Annotated in this window: 18 protein-coding genes; 10 read left to right on the forward strand and 8 right to left on the reverse strand. The window is 43.3% G+C overall.

The window, feature by feature from the left end; all coding sequences use genetic code 11:
* Window positions 1-212: 212 nt before the first annotated feature.
* The 5 genes from ACWATR_RS25895 to ACWATR_RS25915 all read left to right on the forward strand — a co-directional run bounded on the left by ACWATR_RS25895 (window position 213) and on the right by ACWATR_RS25915 (window position 7860).
* Window positions 213-1562 carry an efflux RND transporter periplasmic adaptor subunit gene (locus ACWATR_RS25895; protein WP_460338668.1) on the forward strand — a complete coding sequence of 450 codons (1350 nt, stop codon included), beginning with the start codon at window positions 213-215 and terminating at the stop codon, window positions 1560-1562.
* A gap of 163 nt (window positions 1563-1725) precedes the next feature.
* Window positions 1726-4899 (forward strand): efflux RND transporter permease subunit, encoded by a 3174-nt coding sequence (locus ACWATR_RS25900; protein WP_460338670.1) that lies wholly within the window; start codon window positions 1726-1728, stop codon window positions 4897-4899.
* Between the two features lie 458 nt (window positions 4900-5357).
* Window positions 5358-5717, forward strand: a complete 360-nt coding sequence (locus tag ACWATR_RS25905; protein ID WP_460338672.1) for a hypothetical protein — start codon at window positions 5358-5360, stop codon at window positions 5715-5717.
* A 394-nt stretch (window positions 5718-6111) separates the two neighbouring features.
* Complete coding sequence (locus tag ACWATR_RS25910) at window positions 6112-6912, forward strand: class I SAM-dependent methyltransferase (protein ID WP_460338674.1); 801 nt, start codon at window positions 6112-6114, stop codon at window positions 6910-6912.
* A 210-nt stretch (window positions 6913-7122) separates the two neighbouring features.
* Window positions 7123-7860 (forward strand): SDR family oxidoreductase, encoded by a 738-nt coding sequence (locus ACWATR_RS25915; protein WP_460338676.1) that lies wholly within the window; start codon window positions 7123-7125, stop codon window positions 7858-7860.
* A 412-nt stretch (window positions 7861-8272) separates the two neighbouring features.
* On the opposite strand, the gene ACWATR_RS25920 is transcribed toward ACWATR_RS25915, so the two are convergent.
* Window positions 8273-10552: a pentapeptide repeat-containing protein gene (locus ACWATR_RS25920; protein WP_460338678.1), complete on the reverse strand. Its 2280-nt coding sequence runs from the start codon at window positions 10550-10552 to the stop codon at window positions 8273-8275.
* Window positions 10553-10561: 9 nt separating this feature from the next.
* The gene (locus tag ACWATR_RS25925) at window positions 10562-11569 is read right to left on the reverse strand and encodes a zinc-dependent alcohol dehydrogenase family protein (RefSeq protein ID WP_460338680.1); all 1008 of its coding nucleotides are present in this window, start codon (window positions 11567-11569) and stop codon (window positions 10562-10564) included.
* Window positions 11570-11977: 408 nt separating this feature from the next.
* On the opposite strand from ACWATR_RS25925, the gene ACWATR_RS25930 reads away from it, so the two are divergent.
* From ACWATR_RS25930 to ACWATR_RS25950, 5 genes are all read left to right on the forward strand, one after another.
* Window positions 11978-12217: a hypothetical protein gene (locus tag ACWATR_RS25930; protein WP_181930033.1), complete on the forward strand. Its 240-nt coding sequence runs from the start codon at window positions 11978-11980 to the stop codon at window positions 12215-12217.
* A gap of 132 nt (window positions 12218-12349) precedes the next feature.
* On the forward strand, window positions 12350-12547 hold the full coding sequence (locus ACWATR_RS25935; protein WP_460338682.1) for an NblA/ycf18 family protein: 198 nt from the start codon (window positions 12350-12352) through the stop codon (window positions 12545-12547).
* Between the two features lie 393 nt (window positions 12548-12940).
* Entirely contained in the window at window positions 12941-14005 is a 1065-nt protein-coding gene (locus ACWATR_RS25940) for a DUF3326 domain-containing protein (protein WP_460338684.1), read from the forward strand.
* Between the two features lie 118 nt (window positions 14006-14123).
* The gene (locus ACWATR_RS25945) at window positions 14124-14720 is read left to right on the forward strand and encodes a CPBP family intramembrane glutamic endopeptidase (protein ID WP_460338686.1); all 597 of its coding nucleotides are present in this window, start codon (window positions 14124-14126) and stop codon (window positions 14718-14720) included.
* A gap of 235 nt (window positions 14721-14955) precedes the next feature.
* Window positions 14956-15576 (forward strand): CP12 domain-containing protein, encoded by a 621-nt coding sequence (locus tag ACWATR_RS25950; protein ID WP_181932650.1) that lies wholly within the window; start codon window positions 14956-14958, stop codon window positions 15574-15576.
* A 186-nt stretch (window positions 15577-15762) separates the two neighbouring features.
* Here ACWATR_RS25950 and ACWATR_RS25955 read toward each other — a convergent pair whose 3' ends face one another.
* The 6 genes from ACWATR_RS25955 to ACWATR_RS25980 all read right to left on the reverse strand — a co-directional run bounded on the left by ACWATR_RS25955 (window position 15763) and on the right by ACWATR_RS25980 (window position 20823).
* Window positions 15763-16878 carry an LptF/LptG family permease gene (locus tag ACWATR_RS25955; RefSeq protein WP_460338688.1) on the reverse strand — a complete coding sequence of 372 codons (1116 nt, stop codon included), beginning with the start codon at window positions 16876-16878 and terminating at the stop codon, window positions 15763-15765.
* A 226-nt stretch (window positions 16879-17104) separates the two neighbouring features.
* The gene (lptB, locus tag ACWATR_RS25960; protein ID WP_069068211.1) at window positions 17105-17833 is read right to left on the reverse strand and encodes an LPS export ABC transporter ATP-binding protein; all 729 of its coding nucleotides are present in this window, start codon (window positions 17831-17833) and stop codon (window positions 17105-17107) included.
* Window positions 17834-17863: 30 nt separating this feature from the next.
* Window positions 17864-18361 (reverse strand): LptA/OstA family protein, encoded by a 498-nt coding sequence (locus tag ACWATR_RS25965; RefSeq protein ID WP_460338689.1) that lies wholly within the window; start codon window positions 18359-18361, stop codon window positions 17864-17866.
* Between the two features lie 273 nt (window positions 18362-18634).
* Window positions 18635-19027, reverse strand: a complete 393-nt coding sequence (locus tag ACWATR_RS25970) for a DUF309 domain-containing protein (RefSeq protein WP_460338690.1) — start codon at window positions 19025-19027, stop codon at window positions 18635-18637.
* The gene (locus ACWATR_RS25975; protein ID WP_460340683.1) at window positions 19024-19389 is read right to left on the reverse strand and encodes a ferredoxin thioredoxin reductase catalytic beta subunit; all 366 of its coding nucleotides are present in this window, start codon (window positions 19387-19389) and stop codon (window positions 19024-19026) included. Before ACWATR_RS25975 ends, ACWATR_RS25970 begins: the two co-directional genes overlap by 4 nt.
* A 273-nt stretch (window positions 19390-19662) precedes the next feature.
* Window positions 19663-20823 (reverse strand): DUF58 domain-containing protein, encoded by a 1161-nt coding sequence (locus ACWATR_RS25980; RefSeq protein ID WP_460338691.1) that lies wholly within the window; start codon window positions 20821-20823, stop codon window positions 19663-19665.
* Window positions 20824-21268: the final 445 nt, after the last annotated feature.

Below are 21268 nucleotides of genomic sequence, written 5' to 3' on the forward strand. Positions count from 1 at the left end.
TCGCGTTTTTGATTTATGCAAGAGGTCTAATGACCAATGACTATCCTTGACATTTCTTTGTCATATTTATCCAATAAACTACAGAAAAGGTAACGTAAATTTACTTTTATCTAAAATAATTGACTGTTGATAGCGAACATTGGACTATTCATTGTTCACTTTCAACGGTTAATAGTTAGTCCTTAACCCTCAGTAGCCCACCATTAATCGCTATGGATACTTCTGAAACTGAAGTTTCAAAGGTTGAAACCCAATCAGATAGTTCTGTGCCTTCTGAGTTAGCACCTACTCGTTCGGGTAAACCTTGGTTCTGGAGATTGCTGATTCTATTTCTGGCAACCGGTGGCATTATCCTCTGGCGGATGTTCGCTCCTGGTGGCACACCACGCTCTTCTGTGGCACAGCAGCAAGGACCACCTCCAAAACCAATTGAAACAATCTCTCTCGCAACTGGAAGTGCTACCAGAAGTGTCCAGTTGTTGGGACAAGTAGAAGCCACTCAGCAGTCAACAATCCGCGCTCAAACTAGTGGAATTGTCAAGCAAATTTCAGTGCAACCAGGCGATCGCGTGAAAGTAGGAATGGCGATCGCTTTACTGGATGATACCGATCAGCAATTGGCAATTACCCAAGCACGAGCGCAACTGGCACAACAACGGAGCAATCTAGCACGTTTGGAAGTTGGCACTCGTCCTGAAATCATTGCTCAACGGCAAGCGGCTGTTACATCTGCGAAGGCGCGAGAACTGGAAGCACAGGATAACCTGAAACGCACCAGCGATCTTGTTAAAGAGGGTGCTTTATCTCAAAGATTGTTAGTGGAAGCCCAAGCACAATTGAATAACATCCAGGGAGAACGGTTAGAAGCCGAGGCAGAACTTGCCGAAGCTAAAGCTGGGCCAATTCAAGAAGAAATCGCCGCCCAACGAGCAAATGTAGAAGCAGCTAAAGCCACCTTAGCTCAAGCAGAATTAGCACAGCAGCGCACTCGGATTCTGGCATCGGAATCGGGTATAGTGCAGACTCGTCACATCAGCAATGGTGATTTAGTCCAAAGTTCTGGTCAAATTGTCACCTTAGTAGCAGGCGATCGCTTCGATATTTTCCTAGAGTTACCCGAAGAACTCAGTGGTAAAGTTACCCCAGGGATGACAATCGATCTCACAACTCGCGCCCTACCGCAATGGAAACAACGCGCCACTATTACTGCTGTCGTCCCTTCTGCTGATACTGCCTCTCGTCGCCAGATGGTGCGTGTCCAAATTAACAAACCCCCCTCAGGATTAATACCAGGAATGGCGATCGCTGGGAACCTAAATATGCCCTCGAATCGCTCTAGCTTTGTGGTATCACGAGATGCATTAACCAGAAGACAAAACGAGTGGCTAGTTTTTGCAGTTGCAGATGGCAAAGCTAAACAAATTCCAGTCGAGATGGTTTCTGACATGGGTAAAAATGTCGCAATTTATCATCCCACTTTACGCACCGGTCAACGCATAGTGCTACGTGGCGGTGATGGATTGCAAGATGGTGCGCCTGTAAAGATAGTTGATCCAACTTAAAAGATAGGTTGTACCACACTTCCATAGACTTCTTGCAGAAGTCGGTTAAAGAGAAAGAATCATCTCTTTCTCCTTTAGCCTTTCCTTCTTCAAAATACTGGAAACCCAGTTTAAATATAATTTTCTGAATTACGAATTACGAATTACGAATTACGAATTAGTTATGAACTTTATTGAAACCGCTGTTCGTTGGCGACATGGAACTTTTGTTTTGTTTTGCTTGCTGGCAATGTTTGGGGTATTCTCCCTACTAAAGTTACCCCTAGAATTGCAACCAGGAGGCGATCGCCCGGAAATTACAATCACAACTACTTATCCCGGCGCAGGGCCAACAGAAGTAGAAGACCTAATTACCCGCCCCATTGAAGAACAGATGGAAGAGGTACTAGGTGTTCAAGAAATTAGCAGTACTTCTCGTGCTGGACGCAGCAGCATTACCTTGGAATTTGCTCAAGATGCCAACGCCAGAGAACGGATGGTAGATGTTCTCAACCGCTTGCAGCAGGTGGGAAGCTTGCCCCCAGAAGCGCAGGAATCGAGTGTGGAACTGGTGGGTGGTAACAGTTCGCCGATGATGTGGATTCCCTTTGATACCAAAGACGGATTTAAACCGGATGCAGACCGTTATCGAGACTTAGCAGAAGAAGTGGTGATTCCTCGTTTGCGGCGAGTCGAAGGAACTGGGCAGTTTTTGTTAGTGGGTGGACAAGAACGAGAAGTAGAGGTGAAGGTTGATCCAAAAGCATTAAGCGATCGCAATCTCGCAATTGGTGATGTAGTCCGAGTTCTTCAAGAAAACAACCGCGATATTCGGGGTGGGCCATTAATTCTCGGACGGCGGGAATATCGAGTCCGCACAATCAGCCGATCGCAAGATTTATCACAAATTGAAGGTTTTGTATTGCGACGCGACCAATCGGGCACTGTTTACTTGCGAGATGTAGCAACAGTCCAGATGGGACGCAAACCCCAAGATGGTGCATTGGTGTTCAACGGCAAACCTGGGACAGCAGTCGGTGTAATTCGGCAAATTGGGGCGAATGTGCCAGAGGTGGCTAAAGGCATCCGCGCGGAAATTGCTGCACTGCAAACTGAGTTTGACAAGCAAAATCAAGGCATTCGCTTTGTCTACAACTATGACGAGAGCCAGTATATCAATCAATCCATTGAATTTGTCCAAGGCAACTTAGTCAGTGGGGCGCTGTTAGCAACCATTGTCTTAGTTCTGTTCCTTGGCTCCATGCGTACCGTTGCAGTGGTGGCAATTACAATTCCCATTACACTGATTATGGTGTTTATTGTCATGTCTGCATTTGGACGCACATTAAACATCATCAGTTTGGCGGGATTGGCGTTTGCAGTGGGTATGGTCGTAGATAATGCGATCGTTGTGATTGAGAATGTCTTCACCCACATGCAGCAAGGTAAAAGTGCGATGCGGGCAGCTATTGAAGGGACTCAGGAAGTTTGGGGCGCAATGCTTGGTTCCACCTTAACTAACGTAGTCGTTTTTGTACCCTTGTTAATGGTGACGGGTGAAGCCGGGCAACTCTATGCTGATATGGCGATCGCTCTTTCTGCCTCTTCTCTATTCTCCCTGTTTGCGGCATTAACTTTAGTCCCAATGCTATCGGGCTTGTTCCTCAAACAATCAGAAGCCATGCAAATGATGCAGGGTGGAGAATATCGGGGCGGTAATTGGTTTGAACGGATGGTGGCCAAAACCTCTGCGGTGTTTCGTCATTTCCAAACCAAACTGGAAAACTTTCTCGTCGCTACTGTTAGTTGGTCACTGGGACGTAAGCGGATTGGGCGCAGATTAATTGTGCTGTCGATTCCCATCGTTTTACTCGTAACTAGTATCTTTCTTTTGCCACCTGCCGATTATCTACCCGAAGGAAATCGTAACTTAGTGGTGTTGCGGGCGGAACCGTTACCGGGAACCAGTATACCCGAAGCGATTCGGCAATCTGAACCTGTACAAAAATTTCTGCGATCGCAACCAGAAGTCGAGCGCATCATGTATGTTGACCGTCCAGGCGCACTGCGCGGTATTGCAACTATCTTAAAACCAGAATTTGCCACCACTACAGGACTCACTGAGATGGTGGATCGGTTACGCGCCCAAAGCAGCAACTTTGCTGGATACCGCTTTGTAATCCCAACCCGGATTTCTATCTTCCGCGATCCGGGTAAAGAATTTGAAGTGGATATTGTTGGGGCTGATTTAAATCAGATTGGTGACTTAGAAAAGCAAATTACCGGCAAATTGCGATCGCTTGCAGGAGTGCAGAATGTGCGCTCAAACTTCGTATTGGGTGCAGGAGAATTACAAGTGATTCCCAACCGCGAACGCATTGCGGAAGTCGGACTTTCGGAAGCAGAAATTGGTTCAATAGTAGAAGCAGCATTGGGCGGTCGAGTTGCCTCCAATTACATTGATGGCAAAGAAGAACTAGATGTCTCAGTGGAACTACAAAATACTGCTGTGGAAACGCCAGAGCAACTGCGCCAATTGCCTCTATATGCACAAGGACGACAAGTGCAACTAGGGGATATCGCCGAAGTCCGTGAAACAACGGGAGCCGATGCCATTAACCACGTTAATTTAGAGCGCTCAATTAGCCTCACTGTTTCCCTTGCACCAGATGCCCCCCTTGCTACGCTGGTAGAACGTGCCGAAGAAGAAATTCTGGCTCCTTTACGTGCTAGTTTACCAACAGGCTATCGGCTAGAACTGGCAGGTTCCGCAGATCAGTTAGCAACAACTGTTGGTCAATTAGCTGCTGCCTTTGCAATTTCGATTTTGATTACTTACTTGTTACTGGTGGCGTTATATCGCTCATTCCTCTACCCAGTAGTAATTATGGCAACAGTGCCAATGGGTATGAGTGGCGCACTATTGAGCCTAGTGATTGCCAACATGATTCCGGGAATGAATGTGGCATTGGATATGATTACAGCCTTGGGATTTGTAATTCTGACAGGTGTGGTTGTTAACAATGCTATTTTGTTGGTTGATCGCGCCTTGCAACTCCAGCAAGCAGGTGAAGATTTTGATGCATCCTTATATAATGCAACAAGCGATCGCTTACGGGCGATTTTCATGTCTGCTGGAACTAGTGTGTTGGGGATGTTACCGCTAGCAGTTCTACCAGGACAAGGTTCAGAGTTATATCAGGGGTTAGGTATTGTCTTAACAGGTGGTCTGGCTTTTTCGACGATTTTGACTCCCACCGTCGTACCCGCACTGATGGGTTTACTACATGATATCTCTGGACGTAAATCGCCGCGATCGCCAGCCCAAAAAGAGCCGGACAAACTAGCTGCTAACTAGGGTATTCACCTTGTGGGAAAGCAGCATATCTAAATGTTTATCTCATTCCTATGCTCTGCATAGGAATGGCTAGAGGCAGCAGCCCAGAAATTTTGATAAATGGAAAGCACGAGGTAGAGGGCAGTCTTGCTTCTACCTCGTGCTTCCTGAAAGTTAGTAATTATGATTCATTAACTATTTTAAATATTTTTACTATCTGCTTAACTGTCTTAACTGTCTTAACTATCTGCTTAACTGTCTTAACTGTCTTAACTGTCCACTTAACTGTCTTAACTGTCCATTTAACCGTCTTATACAGCTATTGCATTTTATTGATAAAACTGAGATTATCTGTTTAATTAGATGACTACAAAGACAATAAATAGAAAAAAGTTTTAGTTTTTAATTAGGCTAAATAGATTTTACTGCCCTTGGTAATGTTTAACTAGTATATATATAAGTAATTGAGGTTGATTAAAATGGACGAAATCGTTAAAAAACTTGCTGGTCTGGGTCTTCCTGGTGTCATTCTTGTGATTCTAACGGTCACATCAGGAGGTAGTTCTGCCGCTGTAGCAGCTGCCATTACAGCGTTAGGAGGGCCTTTTGGCATAGTTGGAGGTATAGCCCTACTTGGTCTAATAACAGTTGTAGGGGATACTGTAGCAGGATACGGACTTGAAGCCATTGTTAATGCTATTTATAAAGAACGTAGCAAAACCGAATCTGTTCAAGTTCTACTTCAAGAAATTAAAGATTTACCGATTTCAGAGGAGCTAAAACTCAAACTAAAAAATGAACTTAGCCCAGAAAATTTTACTGATACACAAGAGATTTAGATTCCAAAAACAGTTTAAATTGTTGAGGAGTAATTTTGATTACTAGTTGTTAGTTAATCTCAACTCAGTTTGAGGATATTCTCTTTATAGAGTTTCCTAATGACATGAGGTACATCATAATTCCCTTCTCGCTTGCGGATGGGATTCTTGTACCTCGCTCAAGCAATAACTACTATTATCTATAGCTAATTTCATGCTCACCAGAGCGAGAATTCTCTTCGTGTAAAAGATAGTTGTTAGCCAAAAAAACTGTTGTAATACCTCTAATCATAACACTGCCACAGGGAGCAAGTTAATCTAAGCTGGGAAATATATTTTTTGGATTATATATAAAGGCTCTGGTTTCACACTATTGGTATTTTTATAACAACTCTAAAAAAACATGTGAGTAAAAATGGATAAAAGCGAATATATCAGCAAATTTGACAGTTTAATTCTAAATCCAGGGACTAGAAAGATATATGGTCAAGAAGAGTTTTTCAATGTAGGTTATTGGCTCTTGGATACTCAAAATCAGCAGTCAGCCTGTTTTAACCTGATGGAAAAGCTTTTAGAATTTATTCCCGAAAAGAAGGGAAGTATCCTGGATGTGGGCTGCGGTTTAGGAGCAACTACCGGTTATCTATTAAAATATTATTCGCCTACTGATGTTGTGGGCATTAATATTTCGCCCCAACAAATTGAAAGAAGTACAGTTAACACCCCAGAGTGCAAATTTATTTGCATGGATGCTGTACAGATGGAATTTGAGGATAATTCATTTGATAACATCATCTGTGTTGAAGCAGCCTTCTACTTTGATAACAGGGAGAAGTTTCTCAAAGAGGCTTGGCGAGTATTGAAGCCAGGAGGCCATCTCATCCTCTCTGATATCATCTTTGAAAATATACAGTATTTCGGTGATTGGATTGTTCCACAGGAAAATATTATCAAAGATAAAGATATTGAGGAGTATAAAAATCTTTATCAACAAGCAGGATTCCAACTTTTAAAATTTGTGGACGCAACAGATGAGTGCTGGCTAACACATTATCGACATCTAAAATCTTGTTTGGCAGAGGAATTTCAAGCCAAAGATATAGATGAAGAAACCTATCAGGCAAATGTGAGTGCGATAGATGGTTTGTTAAATACTTCATCTATCGGCTATTTATTAGTTTCAGCAAAGAAGCCAATGAAGAGTACTGAGTGCTGAGTTGGGTAAAAGTTATTTGATATAGGAATCCACTTTAATTTCTGAAATTATTTGAGTACACGATAGGCAGAGAATAGGAAATAGGGAATAAGAAACAAGTCTCTTCAAATTGTACTGAATTTTGTCAAAAATCAAATATGACTCCTATAGATAAAAGTTTTGTTAATTGAAAAATAGATTGTATACTTTTTACTTTTATCAGGCGAAACAATGTTTAAGTTGCTATCAGGCAAGAAAGTGGTGATTCTTGGCATCAGTTCAGGGGTCGATCTGGCGATCGCCCAAAAGATGGTAGAAGTAGGGGCAAAAGTTATACTTTCCCACTCATCTCAAGAGAAATTAAATGAGGCGATCGCATTAATTTCTGGAGAAATTGAGGGCAAAACTGTTGATGTCTTGAAGGAAGATTCAGTCAATGCTTTTTTTGAGCAGATTGGAAACTTCGATCATTTGATTGTAACGGCTATGGGAGACAGAAATATGCCGCGATCGCTTTTAGCAGAGATGACCACACAAACCGCTCAAGGTGGGATGGATAAATTCTGGGGAACGTTCTTTGCTGTGCGTGCATCGCTGAAAAATATAGCGACTGACGGCTCTATTACCCTAACATCCAGTGTTACTATCTTCAAATCTTCAAAAATGGGGGGGATTTCTGCGATCGCAGCCGCAAATGGAGCCGTTGCCACTTTTGGGCGATCGCTGGCGTTAGAAATTTCACCGATTCGGGTGAATGTAATTGCCCCCGGACTGATAGAAGATATCAGTATTTGGAGCAGTCAAAGCGAGTCTGAACGCTCAGACCTAACAAAGTGGGCTGAAACATCCTTACCTGTCCAGCATCTTGGGCAAGCAGAAGAGGTGGCGCAAGCAATATTAAGTTTGATCGCCAATCCCTACATAACAGGGGTTATTTTGCCTGTGGATGGCGGTGTAACCTTGCTGTAATCACATTGAAGTAGGCAGGAGGAGTAAATCCGACCACTACCAATACTTGTCGGTGAAGGGGAAAAGGGAAAGAAAAAACCTTTAACCTTTACTCTTTAACCTTTTCCCAAACCCAATTCCGAGTTAAAAATGCACAAAGCGTGCAGTATTGCGACCACTACTGATTTAGCGCCCAATTTATCAATATATAGCAATCCTAAATCATTCGTGAAAAATTAGATCCCCGACTTCTCGAAGAAGTCGGGGATCTGGACATCGCGCATTTTCACTTGTAGAGACGGCGATTTATCGCGTCTCAAAAACTCAAAAACCCACGATTTTGTACAAGTAGCGCTTAACCCAAGCGTATTGCATTTAGGATTGCTATATTAAAGTTTTCAATCGACAGTAGCAGCCCAAAGATGTTAGATAGCTACTTCAGATAAATCAGCAAATTCAATCCAGGAATTGTGCGGGAAAGTGTCCACAAAACTAGGGTGATGTAAATTAAACCGAAACTCCATTGATACCAAGCAAGTGCAGAGATGATACCTGGTAAATGTTCATCTCGTAGACGAATGTCGTTAAATCCTAATTTAACTAGATTGTTGAGGCTAAAATCATAGTAATTGAGCCAATTCCAACGGCGATCGCACAATAAGGGCATATATCGTTCCCGAAATGTTTGATTTCTTGGTATCACTGGCAAACGCCCAATCAATAATCGTAACTGGCGAAATGTACCGTCTTCTGTGAAGTAAGAAACGTCCATTAAATCGTGATAACGACCTTGTTGATAAAGTCGAATCAATAAAGCCATTGGGACAGGGACAATAATTATTAAAAGACACCCCAATGTCAGCCAAGGTTGTTGAGCATTGCGAAAGATCGCTAGTAAGCTGAAGAATTCTAAAACGCTAAAACTGATTAATATCGAAATGGTTTCGTAGAATGTGGGAATAATTGGTACGGGATGCAGCCGACGATAGCGATCCACCAGCCAAAATAGTAAGCCGAAATAAGCGATCGCTAATCCTCCCACGCCAAACACTAACCAAAAATTTGTACCATAGCCACTCAACAACAGCAATACACTCAACGCCAACCAACTCCAAGCTTGCAGTAACCAGCCAAGTATAGAAAGGGTTTCGCCAACAATTAAGCGATCGCTTAATTGGGTATATTTTTCTAAATCGATGTCTGCTATGGTGAGTAACTCACTACTGTTGCGAAAGGATTTTAGCAGACGACGCTGGGCGATCGCTTGGGCTTGAGTTGCAGAAAAACCCAGTTTAATCAAACTTGCAACAGAAGCACTATTAATATTTATAGCTGTCAGACGACGGCCGAACTCTATTAATCGCAGTCGTTGTTTTGTATATTCCAGTTCATTAGCATCGGCAACTTGCTGTTGCTGACGGAAATTTTGCCCCAAATTCCGCAAGATATTTTGATTACCTTGCAATGTTGGGATACAGAACATCTTACCAATCTGACCGGGATTACCTAAAATTTTCGCTTGGTTAGAGTTAAAAGTTAAACCAGGTACGCTTAAACAAGCTTCTGTCGCAAATATCGCATCACTAAAATCTGCTTGGTTAAGAATGTTTGCACCTTGCAGATTTACCGATTTGTTAAACTCCGCTTCCCGGAAGCTTACAGCTTGCTCAAAAGTCGCTTCTGTTAAAAGGAGGAACTGATTAAAATCTGCTTTAGTAAACTGGGCTTGATTAGCAAAGTACACATCAGAAAAATCAGCATTCCCTTGCCATTGCACACTACTGAATTTAGCCAAAAGTTTAAAAGTCGCTTGGTTGAAGTTAGCAGTTTTTTCAAAAATACTGCCTTGAAAATCAGCAAGTTCCTGAAATTTGATTTTTTTGAAATTAGCTTTTTCAAAAAAAATACTGCTCTGAAAATTGCTTGGTTGCCGGAAGTTAGCGCTGGTGAAACTAACGGGACGAGCGAATCTGCTTTCAGTCCAGTTAGTAAGTTGGAGAAAATTTGCACCTTGGGCATCCACAGACTGAAGAAAAAATGTATTGGAGAACTTCACTTCGCCATTGAAGCGAGTTTGCACCAGTGTCAAAGCACCACGAAAGACGGCGATTTCACTCGCTGGGGTTGACTCTGTTCCTAAAAGCGATCGACAATCTTTTGAGTTGGGTAAAGCGTAGGCGTAGCCCGTCGTAGACATCGCAAGTGACTCTAGACAAACAAAGCGTAAACGTTCTAGTTCTTCTTGTTCGGTAGCAGTGAAAATGGGAGCGTAGACGCCTCGCGGCTTGTCGCCAGACATCGCTTTTACATACAAGGGTGTTCTTAAACCCAAATCGCTGCCTACAAAATCACCCAAAATCAAAGCATAGCTGAGGTCTAAACCTAAAGGTTTTGCACCTAATTCTTTTCGCAATAATTGGTAAAAAGCATCACGAAAGCTAGCGTTTTCTGGGCGTAAATCAATAACCATCTTTTGCAAATCGACAGTCAGACTACCTTCGCGGAGTGTGGGTGTACGCAGTCGTTCTTGTAATAATTCCAGAGTTAAGGGTGTGCGTTCTGGCTGCGTTTGTGCTGCCCAAGCAGATAGGGGGAGGAAGAGGAGAAGAATTAAAAAAACGCAAAGAAACGCAAAGGAGTACAGAGAAACCCCTCTGCGTACTTTTGCGTTTAACCTCTGTGTGCCTCTGCGTTTAAAAAATAATTTATGCAAAAAGTTCTTTCATTCGTCGCTAATCAGCAGAACAATTTTACCCGTCACAGACCCGCTTTCAATTAATTGGTGAGCTTTAGCTGCTTCTTTCAAAGGAAACTTGTGACTAACATGGATTTTTAACTTGCCTTCATCGATCCAAGTGGCGGATTGTTCGAGAATTTCTGCATGGTGCTGGAGAATTTCCTCCAATCCTAGCAACGCTGGTGTCAACATTAATTCTAAACCAATGCGGAGATTGCGTAGCCTAGCAGTTTTCCAAACTGTATTGGCATCTGGTTCGAGAATCGTCACAATATCGCCATAGACTCGCACTGCGGGGAAGGTGTTGTGAAAGATTTCGCCGCCGATGGTATCAAAAGCCAAGTCTACGCCTTCCCCGCCAGTCCAATCTAATACCGCTTGCACAAAGTCTGTTTGTTTGTAAAAAATTACATGGTCAGCACCCAATTCTTTGACAAAATTAGCTTTTTCCTCAGAACTGACTGTAGTGGAAACAGTAGCACCTTTGAGTTTAGCCAATTGAATTGCTACATGACCGACACCACCAGCCCCCGCATGAATCAAAACCCGTTCCCCAGGTTCCAATCGTCCCCGTTCATATAAAGCTTCCCAGGCGGTTATTAACACCAAAGGCGCTGCGGCTGCTTCAGCAAAGGAGATAGAGGCGGGTTTACGTGCCACAAACCGCTCATCCACAACAGTATATTCAGCATAATTGCCTTGGTGTGCGCCCAAACCACCATAGCAAAAATATACCTCATCACCTGTGCGAAAACGCTGAACACCAGCACCCACTGCTTCGACAATACCCGCACCATCACATCCTAAAATTGTCGGCGTGCGATCGGGGTAGAAAGTGCCTCGACTACGAAGTTTAGTGTCAATGGGGTTAATTCCGGCCGCTACCAAACGCACTAAAAGTTCAGTATTACCTACAGGAACAGCAGGGTTTGGCACTTCCTGTAATTGCAGAACTTCGGGACTGCCAGCTGCCGTCATCAAGACTGCTTTCACAACTCTTTCCTCCTGGCTTTAGATGCACGTTCTTATGCAACTTTACCGCAAGAGGGTAGATACAGAGCTATTTCTGAGGCAAAACTGCAATGTCTGGTGACAGGCGCGAGACGCCTACGCATCTCCAAGGTAAATATGGAAAAATTAACTTAATATTTTTTTGCAATTTGAAATAAAACTCAATATTCCGAAATATAGCTATAATAAAAACATCCAGCGATAACGCTACTCGTTGCGAGGCAACCAATATGGATGCCAATGAATTTTTAGACTGATCCGCTCAGGCAGATTTGAAAAAAATCAGCCTAATGACTAATCTAAGAGGGGCAAAAATCCCTGATGTCAGAATTTAGTTAACAGATAACAATAAACTCCTGATCAAATCAATAAAACAATAGAGAAGACATTATGAAAACCGATTTTGATTTCCCCAATAAAAATTTGCTTGGAGCAGTAGTTTTCAGACCTAGTTTTAACAACTTTGAGAAAATTAATGCCAATCAAGCTTGGTCATTATTTTTCACTGGTGGTCAAGAAGATAAGGTACTAGGACAACAACCTGAATTAGGCAAATTTTTTACATACCTGTTAATCGCTCTTGGAGTAACTGGAACTCTCTGGGCAACCTATTTCAATAACTCTCTATAAACAGGTTAGTTACTAACTAAAAGTCTGAAACGGTAATTAGAGAGGCTCAATCTGGATTCTGGTCATTGAAACATATCAAAGACGCTAGTATTGAGCTTCTCATTTTCGCCCCAATTAATGCAGGAGCCAAGAATGAATCAACCCATCGAATTATCATTAGAACAAGAATTTAGTATCCGTTGCTTTGCCGACAAAGTGGAACAGATGTCCCATGAACAAGCTCAAGAGTTTTTGCTTGTGCTATATGAGCAGATGCTAATTCGGGAAACGACTTTCCAGCAATTGCTCAAACAGGAGTGGAGACTAGATATAGGAACAGTCTTCGGGTAAACTGTATAGTAGATTCGTGGCACGAATCTACTACGGCGTAATCTTTGCCAAGTGATTACCAACAAGAAAATTATTCAGCCACAGGATGTCATGATCTGGAGATAAATTTCTTCTAACTTCTTCTTGAGATACTCAGGATGAGTTTTGAGCGAATATAATTCGCTACTACACAAGCTAAATCCATCTGCGTGGACTAGTAGAAAATCGAGTTTTATAACCCGCGTAGGCGGGTTTTGTATGTGTAGCCGCGACTTCTAGTCGCTAGGGCAAACGTGTTTTTACAAAAGCAAGATGCTCCCCAATAGTTAGGAAAAGAGACGTGATTAATCGCGTCTGTACAAGAGTTAGGATTTGATGGCTTGTGATTCATAAACTCATCACTCTTAACTTAAGATGAATCGTCCATATACCGCTATTTTAATCGTACCAACTGGCGTTGGGGCTGCCATTGGGGGTTATGCAGGAGACGCTTTGCCTGTTGCCAAAGTTATAGCACAGGTTTGCGATCGCCTAATTACTCACCCCAATGTCCTTAATGGCGCAAGTTTATACTGGAATCTGCCAAACGCTTTTTATGTTGAAGGTTATGGGCTTGACAAATTCGCTTCTGGATGCTGGGGTTTGCGTCCAGTCCGCAGCAATAAGGTAGGTTTGCTTTTAGACCAAGCCATTGAGCCAGAGTTACGGCTACGACATATACAAGCAGCGGATGCAGTTAGAGCAACTCTGGGATTGACTTTAACAGATTATGTAATTACTGATGCGCCATTAAATGTAGAATTACGCACTACAGCATCGGGAGCTAGTTGGGGAACAATTGGCAACCCAGATAGCTTGTTACGAGCAGCTGAGATATTAATAAAAAAAGCGGGGGCAGAAGCGATCGCAGTTGTTGCCCGTTTCCCTGATGATATGGATGAGGAAGCAGTACAAAAATACCGCCAGGGTGAAGGTGTAGATCCTTTAGCGGGTGCAGAAGCCGTAATTAGCCATTTGCTAGTGCGAACCTTTCAAATTCCTTGCGCCCATTCTCCTGCCCTTTTGAGCGAACCTCCACAACCTGATTTATCCCCCCGTTCCGCCGCCGAAGAATTGGGCTATACCTTTTTGCCATGCGTGCTTGTAGGATTAAGTCGTGCCCCACAATTTATAGTAGAGAAAGGAGCAATGGCATCACAGCCAGGAGATATTTGGACAGATGAAGTGGATGCTGCGATCGCACCTGCAAATGCTTGTGGTAGTAGTGCTTTACTGAGTTTAAGCCAAAGAGGATGCCAAATAATTACAGTAGAAGAAAATAAAACTCTGATAAAAGTTCCTCCCCAACCGTTGGGGATCAAAACTATACAGGTAAACTCATATTTAGAAGCAGTGGGTGTATTAGTGGCACACAAAGCAGGCATCAATCCCTCCGCTCTCCGTCCCAAATTATCACCTTTGCAATCAATTTGTGATTAGTCATTAGTCATTAGTCATTAGTCATTAGTCATTTGTCATTTGTTATTCTTCCCCTGCCCCCTGCTCCCTGCCCCCTGTCCCCTACCCCCTGCCCCCTGCCCAACTCCCCTAAAAACCCGTGGTTGAACAACAAAAGCAAGAGCCAGAAATTCCATACCTGACGCGCATCCAAGTACTTGGAGCGATGGGAGCGACTGCAATCATTTTGTTGATAGTCGCCAAACTTTCGTTATACTTTGGTAACTTTTCCCTATTTTCTTGGGATTTGAACCAAAGAGAATTGCTTTTAGGTGTAGGATTGGGATTCCTGATCACCGCGTTAAGTGGCTTAACTTATCGCCTTTGGACTGCCTATCGTAAAAGTGCAGATTATTACCTAGAAGTGGTACTAAAACCTTTAGCTTTACCAGACTTAATTTGGCTGGGGTTACTACCAGGCTTGAGTGAAGAATTATTATTTAGAGGTGTGATGCTGCCAGCTTTAGGCTCTGATTTTACAGCTGTAATTGTATCCAGTCTTTGCTTTGGCATCTTGCATCTTAGCGGTTCTCAACAATGGCCCTATGTGATTTGGGCAACGATTGTCGGGATAATATTGGCATATAGCACCCTGCTCACGGGCAACTTATTAGTGCCAATTGTCGCTCACATTATTACTAATTGGACTTCTAGCTATTTTTGGAAAATATGGCAATTGTCGGCAATTAAAAAATAAATGGCTCTAAATATAGCGCTTCCAAAGACTGCTGTACCCTCTTCAATTATGAATTAGTAATTATTTGGTCACATTGGATAACATCAGAAATTGATAACTGGTCTAACTTATTGTTGTAGCTGGGCAAAAGTTCAACTTTTTTTACTTTTTAGTTAGCCAACTGTGCGCTGCAATGCTTCGATACGTCCATGAGGGCGCAGTGCTGCACCGGACTATTAACCAGGAGACTACAGCAATGATGAAAGCTGAAGATATCATGACTAAAGAGGTAGTTACCATTCGCGGTTCGGCAACTGTTGCTGAAGCGGTGGGGCTGATGAAAGATAAAGGATTACGGGCGCTGGTTGTGGATCGCCGCTATGACAATGATGCTTATGGTATTGTGACAGAAACGGATATTGTCTATAAAATAACAGCCTACGGTAAAGACCCAAAGCAAGTACGGGTTTATGAAATTATGAGCAAGCCCTGCATTGTGGTCAATCCTGATTTGGGTGTGGAATATGTAGCGCGGTTATTTGCTAATACTGGTATTCATCGAGCACCTGTGATTCAAGGCAAGCTGCTGGGCATCATCTCGATTACCGACATTTTGACTAAAAGCGACTTTGTAGAAGCGCCAAGAGCCTTACTGCTGGAAGAGAGAATTAAAAAAGCAATTGATCAGGCTCGTGCTATTTGCACCGAACAAGGTGCTTATTCTAAACCCTGTGCAGTCGCCTGGGATGAGGTAGAAGAACTCCAAGCAGAAGCAGCTCATCAGAAATCTGAGGGTATGGTATCAGCTAAAGTCTCTTTTGAAGAATACTGCAAGGAAAATCCAGATGCACCCGAATGCCGAAATTATCACCCGTAATTGAGGTGGGGGGATGAAGGAATTGGGCATTGGGCATTGGGCATTGGGCATTGGGCATGGGCATTGGCAAGAGGACAAAGAGAATTGGAGACAAGGGGAAAGATTTATTGCAAGTTATCCTCAAGTCCCCTTGTCCCCCTTGCCCCCTGCTCCCTTGCTTCTTCTCCTGCTGCATACTATTTCAATTTATCGTTTGGCAACTCGCATCAATAAGAATAAACCTATTCCCAAGAAAGCAAAGTTGGGCAACCAAGCTCCCATAAAGGGAGAGAGGACACCTGCTTGTGCGATCGCACCACTAATAAAGAAAATTAAGTAGTACGAAAAAATTACTACGACGCTAATCCCAAAGCTGGTACCTCTTCCAGTCCGCTGGGGTATGCTTCCCATCGCTGCGCCTACCAAGCCAAAAACTACACAGACAAAGGGTAAAGAGATTTTTTGTTGAATTCGCACTTGGAGTTTACGAATTTTTTGGCGATCGCCACCAAGATATTCTACTTCTAGTTGATTTAGTGCTTCAGAAATATTCATTTCACCATAGTCTCGGCTTTTTTCTGCCAGACTTAATGGCGTGCGCGGTAGTTGCAATTGTTGCTGTTCAAATCTAACAATGTTGCGATAGGAGCGATCGGCAGCGACAAAATAGATCGTGCCGTTGTAAAAATCCCAGACATTTTGAGAAGGATTCCACTGGGCAGATTCAGATACCAAAATTTGATTCAGACCTTTTGTTGAGCGATCTATAATCGTCAAACCTGTCATACGCTTACCATCAAATTGGTCGGCGTAAAACAAGCGTGTTAATATCCTACTTTTAGAGCCATCTGGCTGGACAACATCCTGGTATTCAGGATAGAAAATATTTTGCTGTTTAAAAGTTGGTTTGTCTGATTTAAGGGCTTTCTCTAAAGTCGTTGCTGCTTGGTAATTTGCTGCTGGCGCAATTTGTTCGTTAAACACAAACGTCATTCCTGTGACTAAAAGACTCAGCATCACAGCAGTTAGCACCATCCGATAAACACTCACCCCACAACCACGCAGGGCAATTAATTCGCTCTCGCTAGAAAGACGACTGTAGGTCATCAAAGTAGCCAGCAGCGTAGACATAGGAAAAGCTAAAACGATAAAGTTGGGAAACTTTAACAAAAAAACTTGAATAGCAATATCTACGGGTAGCCCAGATTCTACGATTTTTCTGACCAGATCAAATACAGCATCAATAGTGACGCCAATTGATGAAAAAGCTCCGACACCAAAGAAAAACGGCGCTAACAATTCGCTGGTAAGATAGCGATCCATGATCGTAAAAGGCAACAGCGAATGGAGACTGTAAAAAGACGTGAACTTCTTTGATATCATAAGCCGGTTTAACAGTTAAATATTGGCAACCCTGGTGAAGTAAAGTATATCTACTGTATTTAGTATCAAAATTTAATTTTAAATAGCAAAAAATTAACTAATAAATTCATGTTTAAGAATAAAAATCAAAATATCCTTTGAAATTATTAATTAAATAATTGTTAATTTAGACTTGAAAATTATCCCCTAAATAATATTGCCGCACGAGGGGGTTACCGTAGAGTTCGTCAGCACCACCAAAAGCGAGGATTTGCCCCTCGCGCATGATATAGGCGCGATCGGTGATGGCCAGGGTTTCGCGGACATTATGATCTGTAATTAAGATTCCCATACCGCGATCGCGCAATTGTGCCACAATCTGCTGAATTTCTGAAACTGCGATCGGATCAACTCCCGCAAATGGTTCATCCAAAAGTAAAAATTTTGGCCCTTCTTGCCCAGCAGCTAAAGACCTTGCTAATTCCGTCCGTCGTCGCTCACCACCAGAAAGTTGAATTCCTTTGCTATTAGCTAATTTTTCCAACCGAAACTCCCGCAGTAAAGTTGTCAGTCGTCTTGACCACTCCCATCGTGGCACATTCGTTTGCTCTAGCACCAACAGAATATTATCCTGTACCGAGAGTTGACGAAAAACACTTGGTTCTTGTGCTAAATAACCAATACCCAATCGTGCTCTTTTATGCATTGGCATTCCCGTAACATCCAGATTACCTAGCCAGACTTTTCCTTGATTAGGTTTTTCTAGACCTGTCGCAATGTAAAAGGTCGTTGTTTTACCAGCCCCATTGGGGCCTAGTAAACCAACGATTTCGCCCTGAGCAACAGAAAGGTTTACACGATTGACAATTACTCGTTTACCGTAAGATTTGTGAATATTCTCTAAAACAATTTTCACGCTGGAGGCACCCTTTCTTGGTGGTAAATGCTAATTAGAAGGCTTGAATGCTGGTGTCTGTGGGGCAGGTGCCGCAGTTTGTCCATTATTCTCTGATTCCTGAATCATGTAGATGGACTCTACCTGACGGTTGGATTGAGGTAGAGCGACAAATCGCCCTTCATCAATTAAATAGGTTACCTTCTCTGCCCGAATACTGTTACCACCCTGTTGCAAAATATAGACGTTACCAGTGAAATCAATTCGGCGTTCTTTACTAAAATACTGTGCTTGGGCAGATGTTGCTTGAAGTTGCCGAGAAGGATACAACATTTGCACATTACCGCGAGCGGTGATTACTTGGTTTTTGGCGTCATATTCTTGCACATCAGCACGGATAGTCAAAGGGCGATTTGCCTCAGCTGTTTGTGCAGTAGCAGTTTGCAGTTGGGTAGGGAATGTAAAAGCGCCCAAGAGTGTAGCTGGCAGCATTAAAGCTAATCCAAAGCGACGCATTTGTGATATGGGCAATTGATAGCAGGGCATCATAGGAGTTTGGGATTCAGGATTGCAGCTTGTATTCTAATTATCTCAAGTACTTTATCCAGATATGAAATATACAATCTGGAGTGATTTACGATAACTACTGGCTGAAATAGTGACGCTACCCCCAACCTCAAGGTTTCAGGTAATTGGCATCTCTATGAAAATGACGTAGGCACAATATGCTGAAAGCGTTCTTACAAGAGTAGCCGCTCTACGTCTACATAAATTTTGCCTACCAAGGATTTCGGGTAATGCATAACTAATTTCACCAGATGTCTAATCAGTAGTCAGCACAATTCTAGGCAAAGATAATACTTTATTTTCGCCCAGATCACCTGATGCAATCTTGTCTTGCCCTATTTGTTGTAATGTCGTCAACAATGTTGCGCTCTGACTCAATAGCTCGTCTACGTCAACACCCTCGTAACTAGATGGGTAACGGCGTAGACGATTGCTGCCTTCTCCTAGTAAAATTACTGCACCTCGCCAGTTCCGATTCTCCAAATGATACAGTGCGACAGCAATTTGGAGAATGCCTTGATAAAAGCTTTTTTCCGGTTCACTGGCTTCAATCCACAAAGCCTCTAAAGTGTCATGACAGGCGTAGAACTGACCAGAATTAAATTGTTCTACGCCTTGCCAAAACTCTTGGGGGATGGTTTCGCTCATCCCATACTGTCTCTTACTTCTTTAATTGTTTCGAGAGAGATTTCTTGTTGTTCTCCAGCAAACTCGTTATCAGGGGTGAGGAACAACATGCAATGACATTCTTTGCGTTCTCTCATTGGCACACAAGGACAGTTCCAATATGTGGCGTGAACCTCAGCTTCTTTATCTTCGTAATGGCGACAGGGACATAAAGGCGCACCTAGTTCGTCTTTATGTTTAGCTAGTCCTTCAATCACAACTGCGGTAACAGAAGGTTCAGAACAGAAGTATGTTCCAGTACGCTTGGCGTATTGCTCGGAAAAATGCCGCATTGCCTCTAGGCTTTTATCGCTGGATTTTGTGTTATGTTCTGATGTGATCATGTCGCTCATAATTTAAATATTTCTTTGCATTGTACCTCAGTCGCACTAGGGGATTACTGGGTGTATTTCCCCAACCTTGTTTGTTCAAAGGCTGATATGTCCGGTGGGCTGGGATCAGAGAAAATCTAAGAAATCATAGAAGCTTAAGTCTGGGGAGTGGGGACTGGGGACTGGGGACTGGGGACTGGGGACTGGGGACTAGGGAGTGGGGAGTGGGGACAAGGAAATAATCATGCCCAATGCCCCATGCCCAATACCCAATACCCAATACCTTTATGAACGTAATGTTTTTTGTAGTTGGGGTTGCAGAGGGCGATCGCTTTGCAAAACTATACCAGGATGTTCCCAATTGGTTACCTCTTGTTCTGCTGGTGAGGAAATATTTGGCCACAAAACCCAGCGGCTACCTTGAGGAAGAGTAGAGAGACTCAGGAGGTTTTGAGTCAGCCAAATCAAAGGATAGCTTTTAGGAACTACTGAACTAGCATCTTCTAGGGCTGTGGTTGCTGCTAAGGTTTCTAGAACAAAGCGATCGCCTTTAATTAAATTTGTGGATGCTGTCCATAGTTGCACCTGTAATTGCTGTTGCTGCCCATAAAAATACAGCGATGCGGCGGCAATTACTGCTTGCTCAAAGTTTTCTTCTTCCCAATTGCTAGCGCTGTCAAGGGCAATAACTATTTCTTGTCCACCTGTCACCATTTCTAACTCCCGCACCCTTAATTCTCCATAACGAGCGCTAGTCCGCCAGTGAATCAGACGAGTGGGATCTCCAACGCGGTAAGGACGGAGCGATCGCACCAGCCCCGTTGTCGCTGTCTGCAAGGGTCTGCCACGAGGATCGCCCCTTTTGCTCTCTTCTTGCCCCATTTCATCCACTAAGGGACAGGTAGCTAAGGGTAACACTGTCGGATAAACGATCGCTGTGGCTGCACAATCACGTTGACGGCGACACCAAAATAATCCTAAAGGCGCACCAGAACCCAGTTCGACTGTGTGCCAGCGATAAACGCCCCGGCGCTGGGTAGGGTGGTAATATACCCAACGGTAACTGCCTTGACTAGGAATTGTTTCTATCGCCTTTTGTATTGGTTTCCCTAAAACGAAAGGCAGCATATCCTCGACTTGCAACAAAGTTACAGGCTGCTGTGTCTGATTGCGGATTTCTAATTCCACAGTCAGATCATCGCCTGCTGACACAGGTTGCATGGGACGGCGGGTGATGGATAGACCTGTGAGCGATCGCGGCGGTAAAATGGCTGCTACACCCAAAAGGGCAAAACTGATGCCGCTAATGGCGTACAGCCAACCAGCCATCGTATTTATACCTGCCCCAAAAAAACAAATCGCCGTTGCTGCTAGTACCCAACCGCCGTATGCAGGGGCACTGGCGCGGGTTTCTAACCAATTGGTGATGGGTTTGATGATTTTCATGTTTCTTTTTTAACCCAACGCCACTCGTAATTCACAGTATTTCAGGGGGTTGCTAAAAAATCCATAATAGTCATTAGTCATTAGTCATTAGTTATTGGTTAGGATTAAGAAAAGCCCAAAGGCATGTGTAGCCTGATTATCAATTCGTTCCCAGCCTTAATACCTACGGTGTACACACAAGTCCTTCTCACCCCCTCTAACTCCCCCTTGCCAAGGCCTACGGTGTACACACAAGTCCTAAAAACCTAGCTTGATAAGCATTTCCTCGTTCCCAGTCTCAGACTGGGAATGCATTAATTGAGTCTCTGACTCAATATCTGATTAGAGGCAGAGCCTCTAAATCAGGCATTCCCAGTCGGAGACTGGGAACGAGATCAACGAGAAAACAATGAATGGAAAATCAAGCTTTTTTCGACTTGTGTGTACACCGTAGCTTGCCAAGGCA

This window comes from Nostoc sp. UIC 10890 (genome assembly GCF_054786515.1).